The sequence below is a fragment of the Photobacterium sp. AWH4_225 genome (assembly GCF_056158405.1).
Map to the genome: position 1 here is coordinate 1,460,266 of NZ_JBSWTF010000001.1, position 16,333 is coordinate 1,476,598.

The 16,333-nt window shown below is 46.3% G+C and carries 11 protein-coding genes; 8 read left to right on the forward strand and 3 right to left on the reverse strand.

Going from position 1 to position 16,333, the window contains the following annotated elements; all coding sequences use genetic code 11:
- Window positions 1–7 precede the first annotated feature (7 nt).
- The 4 genes from ACXAD4_RS07140 to ACXAD4_RS07155 all read left to right on the forward strand — a co-directional run bounded on the left by ACXAD4_RS07140 (window position 8) and on the right by ACXAD4_RS07155 (window position 5,470).
- On the forward strand, window positions 8–277 hold the full coding sequence (locus ACXAD4_RS07140) for a hypothetical protein (protein WP_475240052.1): 270 nt from the start codon (window positions 8–10) through the stop codon (window positions 275–277).
- 1 nt (window position 278) lies between these two features.
- Window positions 279–1,199, forward strand: a complete 921-nt coding sequence (locus ACXAD4_RS07145) for a hypothetical protein (RefSeq protein ID WP_475240054.1) — start codon at window positions 279–281, stop codon at window positions 1,197–1,199.
- Window positions 1,200–1,229: 30 nt separating this feature from the next.
- Window positions 1,230–2,186, forward strand: coding sequence for an alpha/beta hydrolase (locus ACXAD4_RS07150; protein WP_475240056.1), 957 nt, complete (start codon window positions 1,230–1,232; stop codon window positions 2,184–2,186).
- 437 nt (window positions 2,187–2,623) lie between these two features.
- Window positions 2,624–5,470, forward strand: coding sequence for a response regulator (locus tag ACXAD4_RS07155; protein WP_475240059.1), 2,847 nt, complete (start codon window positions 2,624–2,626; stop codon window positions 5,468–5,470).
- A gap of 103 nt (window positions 5,471–5,573) precedes the next feature.
- Here the strand turns inward: ACXAD4_RS07155 and ACXAD4_RS07160 are convergent, their stop codons facing one another.
- The 3 genes from ACXAD4_RS07160 to ACXAD4_RS07170 form a co-directional block, all read right to left on the reverse strand.
- Complete coding sequence (locus tag ACXAD4_RS07160; RefSeq protein ID WP_475240062.1) at window positions 5,574–6,455, reverse strand: multidrug transporter; 882 nt, start codon at window positions 6,453–6,455, stop codon at window positions 5,574–5,576.
- A 147-nt stretch (window positions 6,456–6,602) separates the two neighbouring features.
- A complete protein-coding gene (locus tag ACXAD4_RS07165; protein ID WP_475240064.1) occupies window positions 6,603–11,570 on the reverse strand; it encodes a beta strand repeat-containing protein in 4,968 nt (1,655 codons plus the stop codon).
- Window positions 11,571–11,858: 288 nt separating this feature from the next.
- Window positions 11,859–12,788, reverse strand: coding sequence for a hypothetical protein (locus ACXAD4_RS07170; protein WP_475240066.1), 930 nt, complete (start codon window positions 12,786–12,788; stop codon window positions 11,859–11,861).
- Window positions 12,789–13,099: 311 nt separating this feature from the next.
- Between ACXAD4_RS07170 and ACXAD4_RS07175 the strand changes: the two genes are divergently transcribed.
- The 4 genes from ACXAD4_RS07175 to ACXAD4_RS07190 are packed head-to-tail and all read left to right on the forward strand — an operon-like array spanning window position 13,100 to window position 16,304.
- A complete protein-coding gene (locus ACXAD4_RS07175) occupies window positions 13,100–14,359 on the forward strand; it encodes a PP2C family protein-serine/threonine phosphatase (protein WP_475240068.1) in 1,260 nt (419 codons plus the stop codon).
- Window positions 14,311–14,643 carry an STAS domain-containing protein gene (locus ACXAD4_RS07180; RefSeq protein ID WP_475240071.1) on the forward strand — a complete coding sequence of 111 codons (333 nt, stop codon included), beginning with the start codon at window positions 14,311–14,313 and terminating at the stop codon, window positions 14,641–14,643. Before ACXAD4_RS07175 ends, ACXAD4_RS07180 begins: the two co-directional genes overlap by 49 nt.
- Window positions 14,644–14,654: 11 nt before the next feature.
- The gene (locus ACXAD4_RS07185; protein WP_475240073.1) at window positions 14,655–15,836 is read left to right on the forward strand and encodes a nucleotidyltransferase family protein; all 1,182 of its coding nucleotides are present in this window, start codon (window positions 14,655–14,657) and stop codon (window positions 15,834–15,836) included.
- An 18-nt stretch (window positions 15,837–15,854) separates the two neighbouring features.
- On the forward strand, window positions 15,855–16,304 hold the full coding sequence (locus ACXAD4_RS07190; RefSeq protein ID WP_475240075.1) for an ATP-binding protein: 450 nt from the start codon (window positions 15,855–15,857) through the stop codon (window positions 16,302–16,304).
- Window positions 16,305–16,333 lie beyond the last annotated feature (29 nt).

Genomic DNA, 16,333 nt, shown 5'->3' on the forward strand with positions numbered 1-16,333 from the left:
TGAACATATGGAATTTGGTATCGTATTCTGGTTTCTCTTTTATTTGGCTTTTTTCTGCTTGTCGACCTATTTAGGCTATCAGAAGGGGAATTTAATTGCCGGTATCTTGCTGGGCTATGTCTTGGGCCCTATTGGTGCTTTGCTGATTTATATGAGTAAGGACAGAAAGCATATTACTTGCCCTTCTTGCCATGCCGACATCAATAAGCGTTCATACATCTGTCCGAAGTGCCATGTGAAAGTTGGTGTCAGCGCAACATCGGCTCAAGAGGGATGATATGAAAAGAAGAAAAAGCAGAACAAAGGCATCGTCATCCCCCTTGGTTCAGCATGAGCAACAATCCATGTTTTCTCAGCGTCGTTTGGTCGCCCTTGCCGGTATCATATTCACTGTCGTTGTGGCTCAGGCTGTGTACTTTTATTGGCAATACAACCAAGGACAAATGGACTATTTATCAGTCCAGAACAAGTTTGATGAATACGAACAGCAGCTATTTGAGAAGCAAACGCTGATTGATGAGTTTCAGCAGCAGCTTGCTTCGAAACAAGCCCAGTTGGAAGAGCAGCAGCTGGTGATTGATGAACTGGATGAGCGGCTGATTAAGCTCGATGAACAATATGTTTTCCTCAAGCAGGAAATTAATGCAACCAGTACGCTAATGGTTGATAAAAACAGCGAGATAGCGCTGCTTGAGAAGCAATATTTGGATTCGCAGAAAGCCCTGGAGAAGAAAAGCTCTCAGCTCTACAGCCTACAGCGACGATTTGAGAAAGACGTAAATAGTGCAATAGCCAAAGAGAGGAGGAAGTTGACGGAATCACAATTGATGGTGGATCAAGAGCTTGCCCAACTACAATCTCAGGAAGCTGAAATCAGCGCCAAAATTTCAAATGTTGATGAGTGGGAGAAAAAACGGGCTGAATTTGAGAAGCTGTATGCCAGCTCTGCACTTGAAAAGCAGAACGAAGAGCGGGTCAGCAAACTGATGGATCAATTCAATGAGCTTCGTGTTGACCTGGATGTGGTGAACGAGTGCGATAAAGACTACCTGTATCGCTACAATGAGGCAAAAAGCCTGTTGAATCATATTAGGACGTTTATTCAGAAGTATGAAATGCGGGATGAGTTTTACTATTACGTTATTTCGAATGACAGTATGATTAATTCACAAAACCGCAAGCTATGTGTGGTTGACTAAATACATTGAGGTAACGGGTTTAGGGGTGGGATGAAAAAGTCACAATGGGCCATTGTTATTTTCGCGATAGTAGCCGGATTATATTCATTCAGCCCTCGGGTTGATACCTCCTACGCCTATCAAGCGCTATCAATTCCACAGGATATCGAGGGTTTTGTTAACGCTCAGGAGCAGCGATTTTCAGATATTACCTCTGGTACAGAAAAAAAGATAACCTGGGCGGGGGAGGTAAATAACCCAACGGCCTATTCTGTCGTGTATTTGCATGGCTTTTCCTCCTCTCGGCAGGATACTGCCCCATTGGCGCAATTGGTCGCCAAACAGCTAGGGGCTAATTTGTATGAAGCTCGCCTCAAGGGACACGGGCGACCTGCTGATAACATGAAGTCAGTCACGGTTAATGACTGGCTGAATGATGCTCGCCACGCCTATGACATAGGAACAACGTTGGGCAATAAAGTCGTTGTTGTAGGCCTATCTACAGGGGGAACATTAGCTTTATGGTTAACTGCTCAAGCGGAACTGTCTCAACTTAGCCATACAGTATTAATCTCGCCCAATCTTGGGCCTGCTGATAGTAATGCTGAACTACTACTGCTGCCAATGGGAGATGAGATAGCGAGGCTTGTTGTTGGTGATTATCGTGAATGGAAGCCTGTTAATGCCCAACAAGCTCAATACTGGACAACGCGATATCCAGTAGAGGCTCTAGTAACTATGATGGGGGTGGTTGATGTGACACGTAGGCAACCAGTTGAAAACATTACCACGCCAGTTTTAACCCTTTATTCTGAACAAGATCGGATTGTTGACATTGCAAAAACGCAAGCGATGCTAGAACGTTTGCCGATAGCGAGTCGTCAATCGATAGTTATTTCTGATAGTGGGGATAAACTTCAACATGTGTTAGCTGGTGATGTTTTATCTCCAGAAACAACGGAGCAAGTTGCAAAATCCATTGTTGATTTTATCAATACCAACAAATAGTTTATTAGGTAGAAACCCTAGTCGTTATACGATATACGCATGTGCTACATAAGTAATAAATCTGTTAGGTGAATCACAACAATAATGTAATTTATACCATTTAAGCCAAATTAGTTTAGAAGCAGGTTTTTTATCCTAGAATTATTAGGCACAAATAATAAATTCAGGATGAAAAAGTGTTTAGTCAGGTTTGGAATAGGTTGCTAATAAAGCATAAGTTGTTTTTGTTGATTGCGATGCCACTTTGTCTTTCGCTTTTTTTAGTGAATCGACAGCTCATACACATTAACCTTCAAGTATCTTCACTAGAAAGAGCCCAGCATGCGGTTCAGTTCTTGGAAGATTTATCGCAATATCACTTTTCCAATCGGTTAGCTATTGTTCAAAATGAACAATCGGCAGCTAACTCTTTGGCGAGTGATATAAGAAATGACGTCATGCAATTATTTGGTAGTGGAGAAGAAGCAAAAGCCGTTAACCTATTGCTTGATAGTTATATTGCCAATATCACTGAAATCAAAAGTGCTCAAGACGGTGAAGAGCTACTTGATCTTATTGAGTGGCAAGTCGACATTTATCGTCAGCTTCTGCTAGAAGTGGAAAAAATACATTACGCTGAACTGTTAGAGTCAGTAGATAACCACTTGCGAGCCTTATATCAACTGGAATGGTTGATGTTCTGGTCTCAGGAGGAAGGTTGGTTCAGTCAATGGTTGTTGTCAGCAAATAGCCAAGAAACGTCCCGCAGTACGGCGGATATTTTGAACGAGATTCGCTTGTTGGCTCAAAATCAGCAGCTTTTTCTCAACCGCTTTTTGGCGATTAATGCCGATCAAAACCAAGTTAAGTTGTTGCTCGATACATTCTCTGATCCCGTGTTTCAGCAAAGTAATGCTTTCCGGACACAATTGTTGGAAAGTGAAAGCCTGGCAGATTTTACATCAGAAGAGATGGTTGCTGGAACGCAGGCACTTAATGCGCGCCTTTCTAGGCTCCAAACCGCGGGTGGGCAAATTGAAGATCAAGTCCGTTTAGAAATTCAGCAATCAATAACAGCATTCAATAAACAAAAGAATGTGTTTATAGTTTTGAGTTTGTCCTTGTTCTTTATCGTGCTGTTGATTGGTATCAGTTTGACCGTGAGGTTAACGGGCAACCTTAAATTGGTTTTGAAAATACTGAATGCCAAAGACAGTGCTGACTCCGATGCTAGCGTGATGGTCAGCGGTAAAGATGAGCTAAGCACTTTCGCCAAGGAAGTTAAACGCCTGACCGTTGATAGACTAGAGCAGCGAGAGAAGCTCATCATCGCTAAAGAGGAAGCAGATAATGCGAAAAATGCAGCGATAAAGGCCAGTAAGGCGAAGAGTAGCTTCCTTGCCAATATGTCCCATGAAATACGTACTCCGCTTAATGGTGTCATCGGTATTTCTGAGGTACTGGCCGATACAAAGTTGACTGCGACCCAAAAAGATTATGTCAACACGATTGAAACTTCGTCTCACTTATTGCTGAGCCTGATTAATGACATTCTTGATTTTTCGAAAATAGAATCAGGCATGCTCCATATCAGTGCCCATTCAACAGCGATTCGAGAAACCATCTACGATATTGCTTCTATCGTCGCACCGAAGGTTAAAGAGAAAGGGCTCAATTTAGACGTCAATATCGACCAATATGTACCGAGCCGGGTAGTGATTGATGATCACCGCATTAGGCAGGTGCTAATGAACTTTATGTCCAATGCGGTGAAGTTTACCGATAAAGGCACGGTGTCTATTGGTATTAAAAGTCTTGAAGAGAAAGATAATGTTGCTCAATTGCTGTTTGAGGTATCAGATTCCGGTATAGGGATTGATGAAGACAGGCAGGCGAGTATTTTTGAACCTTTTACCCAAGAAGATGAATCGACAACCCGTCAGTTTGGTGGTACCGGCCTGGGCCTTGCCATCAGTGTCCAGCTAATTGAGATGATGGGCGGTGAAATTGGTCTGGATTCAACCAAGGGAGTAGGGAGCCGGTTCTATTTTACGTTGTCGCTACCTGTTGATGAAAAGCAGTTAGAGAATCAAGACTCCTATCAAGATGCTGAAGTCATTTTGCTTGGTACAGATGCCTTGAAAATGTCACGTATTACCCGTGAATTGGCATTTTTTGGTATTGATGTTGATACTCGCCTTGGGGAGTCATCGCAGGTGCCTATCGCTGGTCATGCTACCAGGCAAATCGTTATTATTAGTGAAAATAATCAATCGTCGCTGCAGGCTCTGAATGAAACAATTAATGGGCTTGAGAGCGAACACCGCTCGTTGTGCCTAATTAGAAACATGAACAGTGAAGCGACGGACTTTGGAGACAGTATCGATGCGCTTTTAACTTATCCATTGCTCGGGAACCGGCTGTTGAAAGCTTTCCAGCATTGTTACCAAAAAGCGGTGGGTCTTCAAAAGCAAAATAATTTTGCTGATCAGCAGGTTCAAGTTCCGCATGTTCTGTTGGTGGAAGATAACCTAGTTAACCAAAAGGTCGCATCTCTCCACCTTCAAAAGGCAGGGTGTACTTTTGATATTGCAAACAACGGCCAGGAAGCTGTTGACTTGTTTACTGCTAGCAATCAATACACCTTTGTCCTGATGGATTGCATGATGCCTGTGATGGATGGCCTCCAGGCGACAGAAGAAATTCGCCGTTATGAAAAAGCCCATCAACTGAAACGTACCCCAATCCTCGCGTTAACGGCGAGTGTGGTCGACGATGATATCCAGATGTGTTTCGATGTGGGGATGAATGATTACATTCCGAAACCTTTTAAAGCCAAGGTGCTTCAGGAAAAAATTGCCGATATTACGTCGCTTCAAGTGTCGAGTGGGGCTCAAGTCGATAAGAATGAAGACGTTGAGCAAACAGCCGCATCAAAACGTGTCTTGCTGGTGGAAGACAATCTTGTTAACCAGAAGGTTGCATCTCTTCACCTCAAAAAAGCAGGGTTTGACTACGATATTGCCAATAATGGCCAAGAAGCGGTTGATATCTATTCATCCAATCAAGGTTTTTCGCTGATTTTAATGGATTGTATGATGCCGGTAAAAGATGGCTTTGAAGCAACGAGGGAGATTCGGGAGTTTGAGCAGCAGAATCAGTTATCGAAAATACCTATTATTGCGCTGACGGCGAGTGTGGTCGATGATGATATTCAAGCTTGTTTTGATGCAGGGATGGACGCTTATGTACCTAAACCTGTGCGACGAGAAAAGCTATTACACGAAATGGATAACTTAGTTTAATAGAGGTTTTTTCCTTTACACCCGGCTCATCGCAAAAACCTGTTACATCGAATAAACCGACAGCTGGCTTTGTCGCTGTCGGTTTTCATTGTTTAGCGCAAATTTATTGCCACATCACCAGTATGGCTGCCAGTGAAAGTAGTAATAGGGCAGTTATTTCTTTTCTACTGATACGTTGGCCTAGCCAGAAATAAGAGATGAATATCATAAAAATGATTTCGACCTGCCCAAGGGTTTTCACGTAGGGCACGGCCTGTAACGACATGGCACTGAACCAGCCGAGTGAGCCGATTACACTGGTCAAACTTGTCATGATGACCAGTTTAGGCCGGGCGAACATGGCGGCTAAAGTATGGCGTTCTTTCACTGATAAATATGTGGTGATCAGCAAGGTCTGGAGCAGTATGACTAAAAATAGTACCCAAGCGGCGCTGAAAGGAAAAGGGAGTTGCAAGCTCAGGCTGGCTTCTCTGATCCACAATGATGTTAGGGCAAAGGCTGAACTACAACTAAGCCCAAGTACCAGGGTTTTCATGGATAGTCGCCGCCATCCCGACGGGCTACTCAGTAACAGCACGCCAATGGTCCCAAGTAAAACGCCTATCCAACCGGTAAAGGTTAAGACTGTACCGAAGAAAAACACACCAAGCACCGCTGAAACTGGGGCTTCACATTTTGCTAGCCCAGCCCCAATGGCGTAGTTCTCAAGTTTGAACAGTAATACCATTAGGCCAGTAGCGATTATCTGCATGACAGCTGCACCGATGACATAAAAGCAGAACTCACCACTAAATTGTGGGATTGGAGCGCTTTGCCATTGATACAGCGCGATTAGATAGACCAACGCAAGCGGACTTGCAAAAATAAAGCGTGCCAAGGTCGTACCCGCCACACTCAAATCTTTACTTAACTTGCTTTGGAAGGCATTGCGCCAAGATTGGCTCAGAGCGGCGAGGAGGGTAAAAGCAACCCAGCTAAATGACATTACGGTTCCATCGTATTGAAGAGCGGCTGGGTAGTGTAGCGAACATGTATTGAAGATGGAATCTATTGATTGTCAGTAAAAATAAACCCCGGTAAAACCGGGGTTTAAGCTTAAGAAACAACTCAAACTAAGCCTAAGGCCAAAGGCTTAGAGCTCGGAGCCATTAAAGCTGATGTCATCGCTTTCATTATCACTCCAGATAGTGACTTCTTTACCTTCACTGTTAGAGAAGGTATAGCCCTGAAGTGAGGTTGTATCGATGTTGCTGGCTTCGTAGGCCGCGCGTAAATCAGCTGACATTTCTGGGGCTTCAGTAGCCATTTCCCAGCCATAGCCTTCTAGGTCTAGCTTACCCGCACCGGTACAGACAAACTGGCCATTACTGGCGTCGTCTGCTGTGTTATTGGCAAGGATCTTGTCTAGGCCGACTTTCAGTTCAGCATCAGTGGCATCAATGACAACGGCTTCTAGCTCTTGGTAAGCCGTCGCTGTCATATCGATGATCTGACCGTCACCAGCGCTGCCGACTTGTAGCATATCGAAGCCGTCACCACCGCTGAAGTGGACACTGACACCGTCGGTGTTGTCGATATCATCTTTATCAAACACCAGAATATCGTTGCCTGTGCCACCGTAAAGTTGGTCAAGGCCTGTACCGCCATCTAGGATATCATTTCCTTCTTGACCAAACAGGAGGTCGTCGCCACTGCCTCCATCAAGGTTGTCATTACCGATACCACCATCCAGGTTATCATTATTGCTGCCACCCTGTAGGGTGTCATTACCTTCACCGCCAGAAAGGGTATCGTCGCCACCGTTACCGATGAGCTTGTCGTCACCTTCGGCACCGAATAGCGTGTCGTTACCGCCATCACCGTCTAGAGTATCGTTTCCAGCTTCACCGAACAGGGTATCGTTGTTACCTCCGCCTCTAAGATGGTCGTCACCTTCGCCACCGTACAGGGTATCGTCACCGCTATCGCCTTTCATAAAGTCGTTTCCGGCTTCCCCGCGCAGCAAGTCATTGCCTGAACCGCCATACATGGAATCGTTGCCTTCGCCGCCTTCAAGACTATCGTTGCCGGACTCTCCATAAAGCTTGTCGTTACCGATGCCGCCTTTTAATACATCATCGCCACTGCCAGCTTTGAGGGTATCGTTACCTTCTCCTCCTTCAAGCGTATCGACTCCAACGCCTGAGGTCATGCTGTCGTTGCCAAGGCCGCCGACAACCGTATTGTCACCCTCACCAGCGTTGATGGTGTCGTCACCCTCACCACCATCGATTTGGTCGTTGTCGCTGCCGGAAGTGATATTGTCATTCCCGTCACCCGCAGTGATTTGGTTGTGGCCATCACCGGCATTAATGGTGTCATTGCCCAGGCCGCCATCAATGACATCATGGCCTGAGCCCGTCTTAATGGCATCGGCACCTGCACCAGCATTTACCGTGTTGTTACCATTGCCTAGGGTGATAGTGTCATCACCACCGGAGATCTCATTGATCGTGTTATTGCCGTCACCTGCAACAATCACATCGTCACCTTCGCCGCCGTCGATAATGTTATTGCCTTCTCCGGCATCAATAGTGTCGTTACCGGTATTACCTTGGATATTGTCATCGCCAGCAAAGGTTTCAATTTTATCGTCGCCATCGCCGCCATCGACGGTGTCGTTTCCGGTCCCCCCGTAGATGGTATCTTCACCAGCGCCGCCTGAAAGGGTATTGGTTCCTGCTGTGCCGTGAAGCTCGTCGTCACCTTCGCCGCCTGACAAGGTATCATCACCTTCACCGGCAAACAGTTTGTCATTACCTAGGCCACCACTGATTTGGTCATTTCCAGCGCCACCAACCAGGGTATCAACGCCTTCACCGCCGGATAGGATATCTTTGCCCTCACCACCTTCGAGAAGGTCGTCACCGGCACCGCCGGATAAATTGTCATTACCCGCCGCACCATACATGGTGTCGTTTCCGCTGCCTGCGGTTGCAGTATCGTTGTCCGCACCACCGAACAGCGTGTTGGTCCCTTCGCCTAAGGCAATAGTGTTATTACCATTTTCGCCGTATACGGTGTCATCACCTTCACCTGCGTCAATTTGGTCGTTGCCTTCACCTGCGTATAGGATGTCATCACCACCACCGCCTGTGATGGTATCGTTGTCTGCACCACCATAAAGGGTATCGCTCGCTTCGCTACCAATCAGGGTATCGTCTCCTTCGCCACCGTAAATCTGGTGGCTACCCCCGGTTGCTGCGGTCAGGGTATCGTTGCCGCCTTCGCCCAATACGGTATCGGTGCCGTCATCCGTAATGGTATCGTCACCGTCACCACCGGCGAGGTAGTCAGCGCCGGCACCGCCAATCAGGGTGTCATTACCCGCACCGCCGAAGACAGTATCATCGCCATCGCCTGCATCGATAACATCATTGCCCGCACCCGCATCGATATGGTCGATGCCTGTCCCTGAACTGATGGTATCAGCGCCAGACCCCGCGAAGATCTGGTCATCGCCAGTACCTGTTGTGATGTTGTCAGCGTCAATACCCCCGTAGACGGTATCGTTGCCTTCTCCGGTATTGATAATGTTGGCGCCTGATTGACCGTAGACCGTATCGTTGCCTTCACCAGTGTTAATATCGTCTTCATTGATACCGCCGTAGACAATATCTGCGCCTTCACCTGTGGTGATGGTGTTCTGCCCGGCATCGCCAAATACAGTGTCATCGCCGGTTCCTGTGTCTATCACATCGTTACCTGTACCGGCGAACACGGTATCGTTACCTGCGTTGGAGGTAATGGTGTCATTACCAGCACCGCCACTGAGCAAGTCATTGTCGTCAGCACTGAGTAGGGTATCGTCACCGTCATCACCGTAAAGCTCTGAGACACCGATACCACCGTCGAGGACATCATCGCCTGCACCACCGACAAGAATGTCCTTACCTTCTTCACCAAGCAATGTGTCATTACCCGTTCCGCCTACTAAAGTATCGTCACCGGTTCCGCCGGATACTTTGTCATCACCGGTACCTGCCAGCAGGATGTCATTACCTTCTCCGCCTGACAGTTCATCATTGCCTGCGGCACCTTCGAGGGTATCGTTACCTTTGTTGCCGATGAGTACATCGTTGTCTTCACCGCCATGGAGGTAGTCATTCTCATCGGAGCCCGTCAGCGTATCTTCGCCCTGACCACCGTAGAGGGTCGAGGCATTGAGGCCTGCGTTGATAGTGTCATTACCGGCTTCGCCAAATAGTTCGTTGTTGCCGCTAACGCCTTCGATGGCATCGTCACCTTCTCCAGCGTAGACTTTGTCACTACCCGTGCCTGCGTTGATGGTGTCATTGCCCGCACCAGTAAAGACCTCGTCATTGCCAGCGCCAGCCTGAATATTATCGATGCCAGCACCAGAGAAGATGTCATCATCACCGCTACCAGCCGTGACGGTATTGTCACCATCTCCGGCGTAAACAATGTTATGGCCTTCGCCTGCGTCAATCTTGTCTGCGCCGTCTTCGGCATAGACGGTGTCGTTGTCAGCGCCTGTGCTGATCACATTATCACCAGCACCTGCGTAAACGGTATCGTGGCCGTCACCAGTATCAATCGTATCATTGCCTGCGTCGGTATAAACGGTATCATCACCGGTACCTGCTGTGACTTGGTTATTCCCCGTTTCACCAAAAATAGTATCGTTACCTTCGCCGCCATCGATAACATCGTTACCTTCACCGGCATAAACGAAGTCATCGCCCGCACCCGCTTTGATGATGTCATCACCTTCGTTGGCATGAAGGCTATCGCTACCTGCTCCGCCGTCGAGAACATCATTGCCCTCGCCACCAAACAACTTGTCATGGCCTTCGCCTCCGACAAGGACGTCGTTACCGATACCGCCGTAGACTTCATCATCTCCCAAGCCGCCATCGACATTATCGTTACCGAATTCACCGAAGAGCTGGTCATTGCCTTCGCCGCCGGTTAGGGTGTCGTTATCATCACCACCGAGGATAAGATCATTGTCGGCACCACCATCGATGATGTCGTCTCCGGCACCGCCCATGATGAAGTCTTCGCCCGCGCCACCGGTAATATTATCTACCCCAGCATCACCGTGAATTTCATCTTTGCCTTCACCGCCTGCCAGTACGTCATCGCCTAAACCACCAAATAGTTTGTCGTCGCCAGTACCGCCAGAGAGGGTATCGTTACCATCGTCACCAATAAGGATGTCGGCTCCAGCGCCACCTTCGATGGTGTCATCACCCAGCTCGCCGAGTAGGGTATCGTCGCCATCTCCACCATATAAAGTGTCGTCACCATCACTGCCGAGTAGGGTGTCGTTGCCTTCGTCACCGTAAAGGACATCGTCACCATTACCGCCGATCAGGACATCATCACCAGTACCACCATGGAGGGTATCGTCGTTGATATCACCATCGAGGAAATCATTACCTTCGCCACCGTAAATGGTGTCAGAGCCTTGCTGGCCGAAAAGGGTATCATCGCCACTACCACCGTAAATGGTGTCGTCATAAATGTTGTTAGCGATGACCTCGACCGAATCAATATCTGAAATAGGGTTACCATCAGGATCGACAAGTTCAAACGAAATCAATTCGTCCGAGCTAAACTTGTCGCTGCTGTAGGTATACTCAAGTACAATTTCACCGCTTTCAGTAACGGTGGCGGGAACCTTGTCTACAACATTACCGTTACTGTCAACAAGCTGGACGAACACAGCATCATAGGCTTGGCTAGTGGTAAATTTAGCGTTGATTGAGCCAGTATTATCAACCAGGTAGTTACCTAATCGCACACTGTGGGTGATTGCTTCTTCGGGCTCTTCTGAAGCGGTATATTGATACACCGACTGGGCGTTGCCCCAATTATCATCGGGGGCGGGATCCGCAGGAGGTTCCTCGCCATACTGAACATCACCGAAAATGGTGTCTGAACCTTCGTTACCAGCCAGCTTATCGCTACCTTCACCACCAACAACAAAGTCGTCACCGCCTTTTGCTTCCACTTCATCGCTACCAGAGAGTACATCGATGCTATCGTCGTTCTCTGTTCCGGTTACTTTGTCGTCGTACTTAGTCCCTTCCATATTGACCTCACTGTGAATATTGGTAACTCGGTATTGATATTTCAGTATTGGTATTTCGTTATTTGCTACTGGTTATACAGCACGATGCATGCCAATTCGTTTTATATGATCGTGCTGCAGAAATTCAATGATGCTAACTATCTGTTTTTAAAATAATCATCATGATCAACTAAAGTAAAATGTTATGCATTTGTGTTTATATGCTGATGTAACATCAAGAATAGACGGATTTATAGGCATTGCTATATGGATTTTTGCATTCTGCAGCTGCAGATTGCGAAATGTGATTTAGAAAGAAAAAGAGTAGGCGATAGTGATAGAACCATCTTTAAAGCGCCCAGTGCCTTCTGCGCGATCAGAAGAATTCCAGCGGTTTCCGGAGTAGTTATTGTACTGAATGGTGATAGTGCCAGGACGCCAGTCAAAGTAACCAAAGCCGTAGGTGTAATCAGGGTTCCAGGGCTGTTTTTGCGAGGTGTCGAAGTAATAGAAAGCGGTGCCGTTGACATACCAGTTACCAAAAATGGAGTACTTGCAGCCGAGGCTGAGGGTTTTGTGGCCTGTCATATACGACGTGGTGGCGAGGTCGAAGTATTCCGGTGTGTAGTTGAAATCAATTTGGCAACCAATAGCCCCTTCATCGGTAAAGGTCAGCCAGCTTTTTACCGGGTCGACGACGGGAAATTTCCATCCCAGTGACCAGGTACCTTGATTGAAATTGGTAACAGGCTGCTCATCAGTGGCTTTAAATCGGTTACCGCCATAGTTGGCATACATCAGGCTAAAGGTATAAGGACGCCAGTCGCTGTAGCCAAATACATAGGTGAAGTCAGGGTTCCAAGGCTGTTGCTGATCAGCATCCCAGTAGTAATAGAGGGTACCAGACACAAACCAGTTGCCTAAAATGGTGTATTTGAGTGACAGGGTCGTAGTCATGTTTGTATTGGACGGCCCATTGGTCGCGTTGGCTGGAATATTGGCTGCTGGCGTTTCGAGTAGCGGGTAGCCAAATCCAAGGTTGCCGCTTAACCCGTGTAAAAATGATTTGTCTTTATTCTCATCCCACTCCTCGAAAGGAAAATGAAAGGAGCTGGAGACCCCTTTCCAAATCAAATCGGCTTCCGTCTCTTCTTCATCCGCTTCAAAGTTGGGGATCTTGCTGGCTGGAGTTAAAGATGGAGAAGAGGGGCCTGGGGCATGTTTGCGTGTTTCACTCATGTACTCATCAGCCATGCTAGGCATAGCGATTAATAGAGGAAAAATAATAAAACTGAAACCGCGCAAGCCCATCATCCTTGTGTGCCAGAGTGCAAACAATCACTAGTAGTGGCTGCTTTCACATGCAAAGTAAATCAACTGAAAGTAATTTTTTGAGGTAACAAACAGAAAAAGAACAATTTTTTGTTGTGTCTAATAAACCTTACTAGAATGTAGTTGTACATAAAAGTGATTGCATATCGGTTGACGAAAAAAAAATTGTTGCGCAACAATGTGTTTATGCTTGGGTGGCATGGTTTGCAGGTGATTCGATGAAGAAAATCTTACTGGTTGACGATAACAGAACCATGCTTCTATTTATGGAAAAAGTGCTATCCAAGCGTGGCTTTGATGTGATTACGGCTAGCGATGGTATGCATGCATTGCAGGTGCTACAGGAGCGTCCGGACATTCAATTTGTCCTCAGCGACTGGATGATGCCGGAAATGGACGGTATTGAACTGTGCTCTAGGGTGAAATCAGCAGATTATGGCCGTTACCTGTTTTTCATGCTGCTGTCTGGTAAAGACGACAAAGAATCTATTGTCAGCGGGATCAATGCCGGTGCCGATGACTTCGTGGTGAAAGATACCCATGTCGATGAATTGGTTGCCCGTATTCAGGCAGGTTTCCGAACATTGGCGCTGCATAATGAAATCACGACCAAGAATGAAGCGTTGGACAGTGCCTACGCAACAATGAAAAAGGACTTGGAATCAGCAGGAGAGTTGCTCAAACGTTTGCTGCCGACAGAAAAGACAATGTCAGGCGTAGAGCTGAGCTATGTCTCTATTCCTAGTGCGCAAATAGGTGGTGACATGCTCGGTTACATGAACCTCGATGAGGAGCATGTGGCTATTTATTTGCTGGATGTTGCGGGACACGGTGTTTCCTCTGCCTTGTTATCGTTTTCGGTGCAGCAAAGCATCGCTGTTAGCTCTGGCCATGGTTCGATTGTAAAAACAGCGCTTGAAGAGCCGCCATATTACCGAATCACCCCTCCTCATGAGGTGCTTAAACGACTTAATGAGCAGTACCTCAGTGATGATCAGAACTTGCTCTATTTCACCATGGTATACGCCGTTCTGAATATTAAAACAGGAAAAATGGCTTTCTCCATTGCTGGCCACCCACCATTGGTATGGTTGCGCTCTAAGGAGGGAGAGGCTGAGTTTATTGGTCAGGAAAGCTTTGTCGTTGGGGCCTTTGATTTCGTTGAATACGAAACATCATTTATCCAGTTGGAGCCAGGCGACAAAGTGTGGATGTATTCGGATGGAATTACAGAGGCAGAGAAAGGAAGTGAAATGTTTTCGGAAGAGGGTTTCCGGAAAACGGTTGTTGATTTGAAAGATCAGCCGACCACGTTACAAACAGAGTTGTTAGTAAACAATGTAAGAGATTGGCAGCAGGCTGAACAGTTTGATGATGACGTCAGCGTGCTTGTTGTTGAATGGAAAGGCAATCCAGAAAGGGAGCAGCTATGCAATATGAAACTATCAACCAAGGTCAATGCACAATTCTTCAAATAAAAGAAGAGCGCTTTGATGCGAAGTTAGCACCAAGTTTCCGGGAAGAAGTTGAGAAACTATCGTCGGGTATTGGTAGTCATTTAGTGCTTGATTTATCGGAAGTCCGTTTTATGGATAGCAGCGGCCTAGGTGCTGTAATGGCTGTTTATAAGATGCTTCGTGGTAAGAAAATCAGTGTAGTGAATCCGCAGCGTGCAGTTAAAGAGTTACTTAAATTAACCCGTATGGATAAGCTGATCACCAGCTTTGACACAATCGAAGATGCTGTCGCAACCATGGCATAAAGGAGTATGGCATGAAAGGAATGATCCTCGCCGCAGGGAAAGGAACACGAGTTAGGCCGATTACCCAAATAATTCCCAAACCAATGATTCCTATTTTGGGTAAGCCCGTGATGGAATCCATGATCCAGCTGTTTGCATCACATGGTATTGATAAGATCGTGGTCAATACCAGCCATTTGGCTGAGGTTATCGAGAATTATTTTGGCGATGGCCATCATTTCAATGTACAGCTTTCATTCTCCTACGAAGGCGAAATTGTTGATGGTAACTTTGTCAGTAAAGCGCTGGGCTCTGCAGGTGGTATGCGGAAAATCCAAGATTTTTCGGGCTTTTTTGATGAAACCTTCGTCGTGGTGTGTGGTGATGCTTGGATTGATTTGGATTTGACTGAAGCGGTACGCCGCCATAAGAAAAATGGTGGTATTGCCACCATAGTGACCCGCGATGTGGCTTTGGAAGAAGTGTCAAAGTACGGCGTAGTTGTTACTGATAGCTACGGCAAAGTCACGAGTTTCCAAGAGAAGCCCGCGATGGAGGAAGCGCTGTCGACCCAAATTAATACCGGTATTTATATTTTCGAGCCCGCTATTTTTGACTATATCCCCGCTGAGCAGGAGTACGATATTGGTAGCGAGCTATTTCCTAAGCTTGTTGAGAATAACGTTGATTTCTATGCGACCAGCATGGATTTCCAATGGTTGGATGTCGGAAATATCAGTGATATCTGGACGGTTACCAGCGATATCATGAAAGGAAAAGTCCCTGGCTATCCCATTCCGGGTACGCAAGTGAAACCTGGTATTTGGGTGGGGATTAATACGGTTTTTGACATTGATAGCTGTGATATTACCCCTCCCGTTATTGTTAGCAGCGGCTGTGAAATTCAACCCGGTGCGACTATTGAGGGGCCTGTTGTTATTGGTGCCAACAGTAAGGTCGAGTCAGGGGCTGTCATTAAACAAAGTTTGGTTAGTGAATATATCCATGTCGCTTCATCTGCTTTCGTGGAAGAAAAAACAGTATTTGGCGATTACTTCATTAGTCATGATGGTTATACCCAGTCGTTAAGTGAGCTTAAGGCGGTGAATATCCTCAACGATCGACGCCAAGTTCAGCCAATGATGGGCTCCTTGGGCAGTATTTCTACTTATATTCCCTCTGTATCTAATGATGAGGAAGAAATTCTTAACTAAATAGGTAAGGGCTTACCAATGGATATAGTCACTGAGAGGTTTAGTAAGCAGTACAGTAGTTCTCCAGATGTATCGCGTGATATTGCTGAAGATATGCAGGAATACTTGCGAAGTAACCAAGTTTCACAGGACGTCATTGAGCAAGTTGAGCTCTGTCTTGTGGAAGTGGTGAATAATGCGTATGAGCATGCCTATCAGTATTCAGATGAATTACCGATAGAGTGTTCATGTTTTTTTAACTCCAATAACGAGTTGGTCTTTGAAGTGTCAGATTATGGCAAATCAATGAGCAAGGAAGAGTTTAACCGTGCGGTTAACGGTGAGTTTATTGAGCCAGATCCAGATGATCCAGAAACATGGACGACATCGGGAAGAGGATTCATTATTGTTGTGCAGCTTACTGACAATCTTGAATATATTCAAAGTGGAAATAAAAACACCTTTAAAATTTTAAAACGCGCTGAATAACCATTTAAATAAAGGGAAATATGAGAATA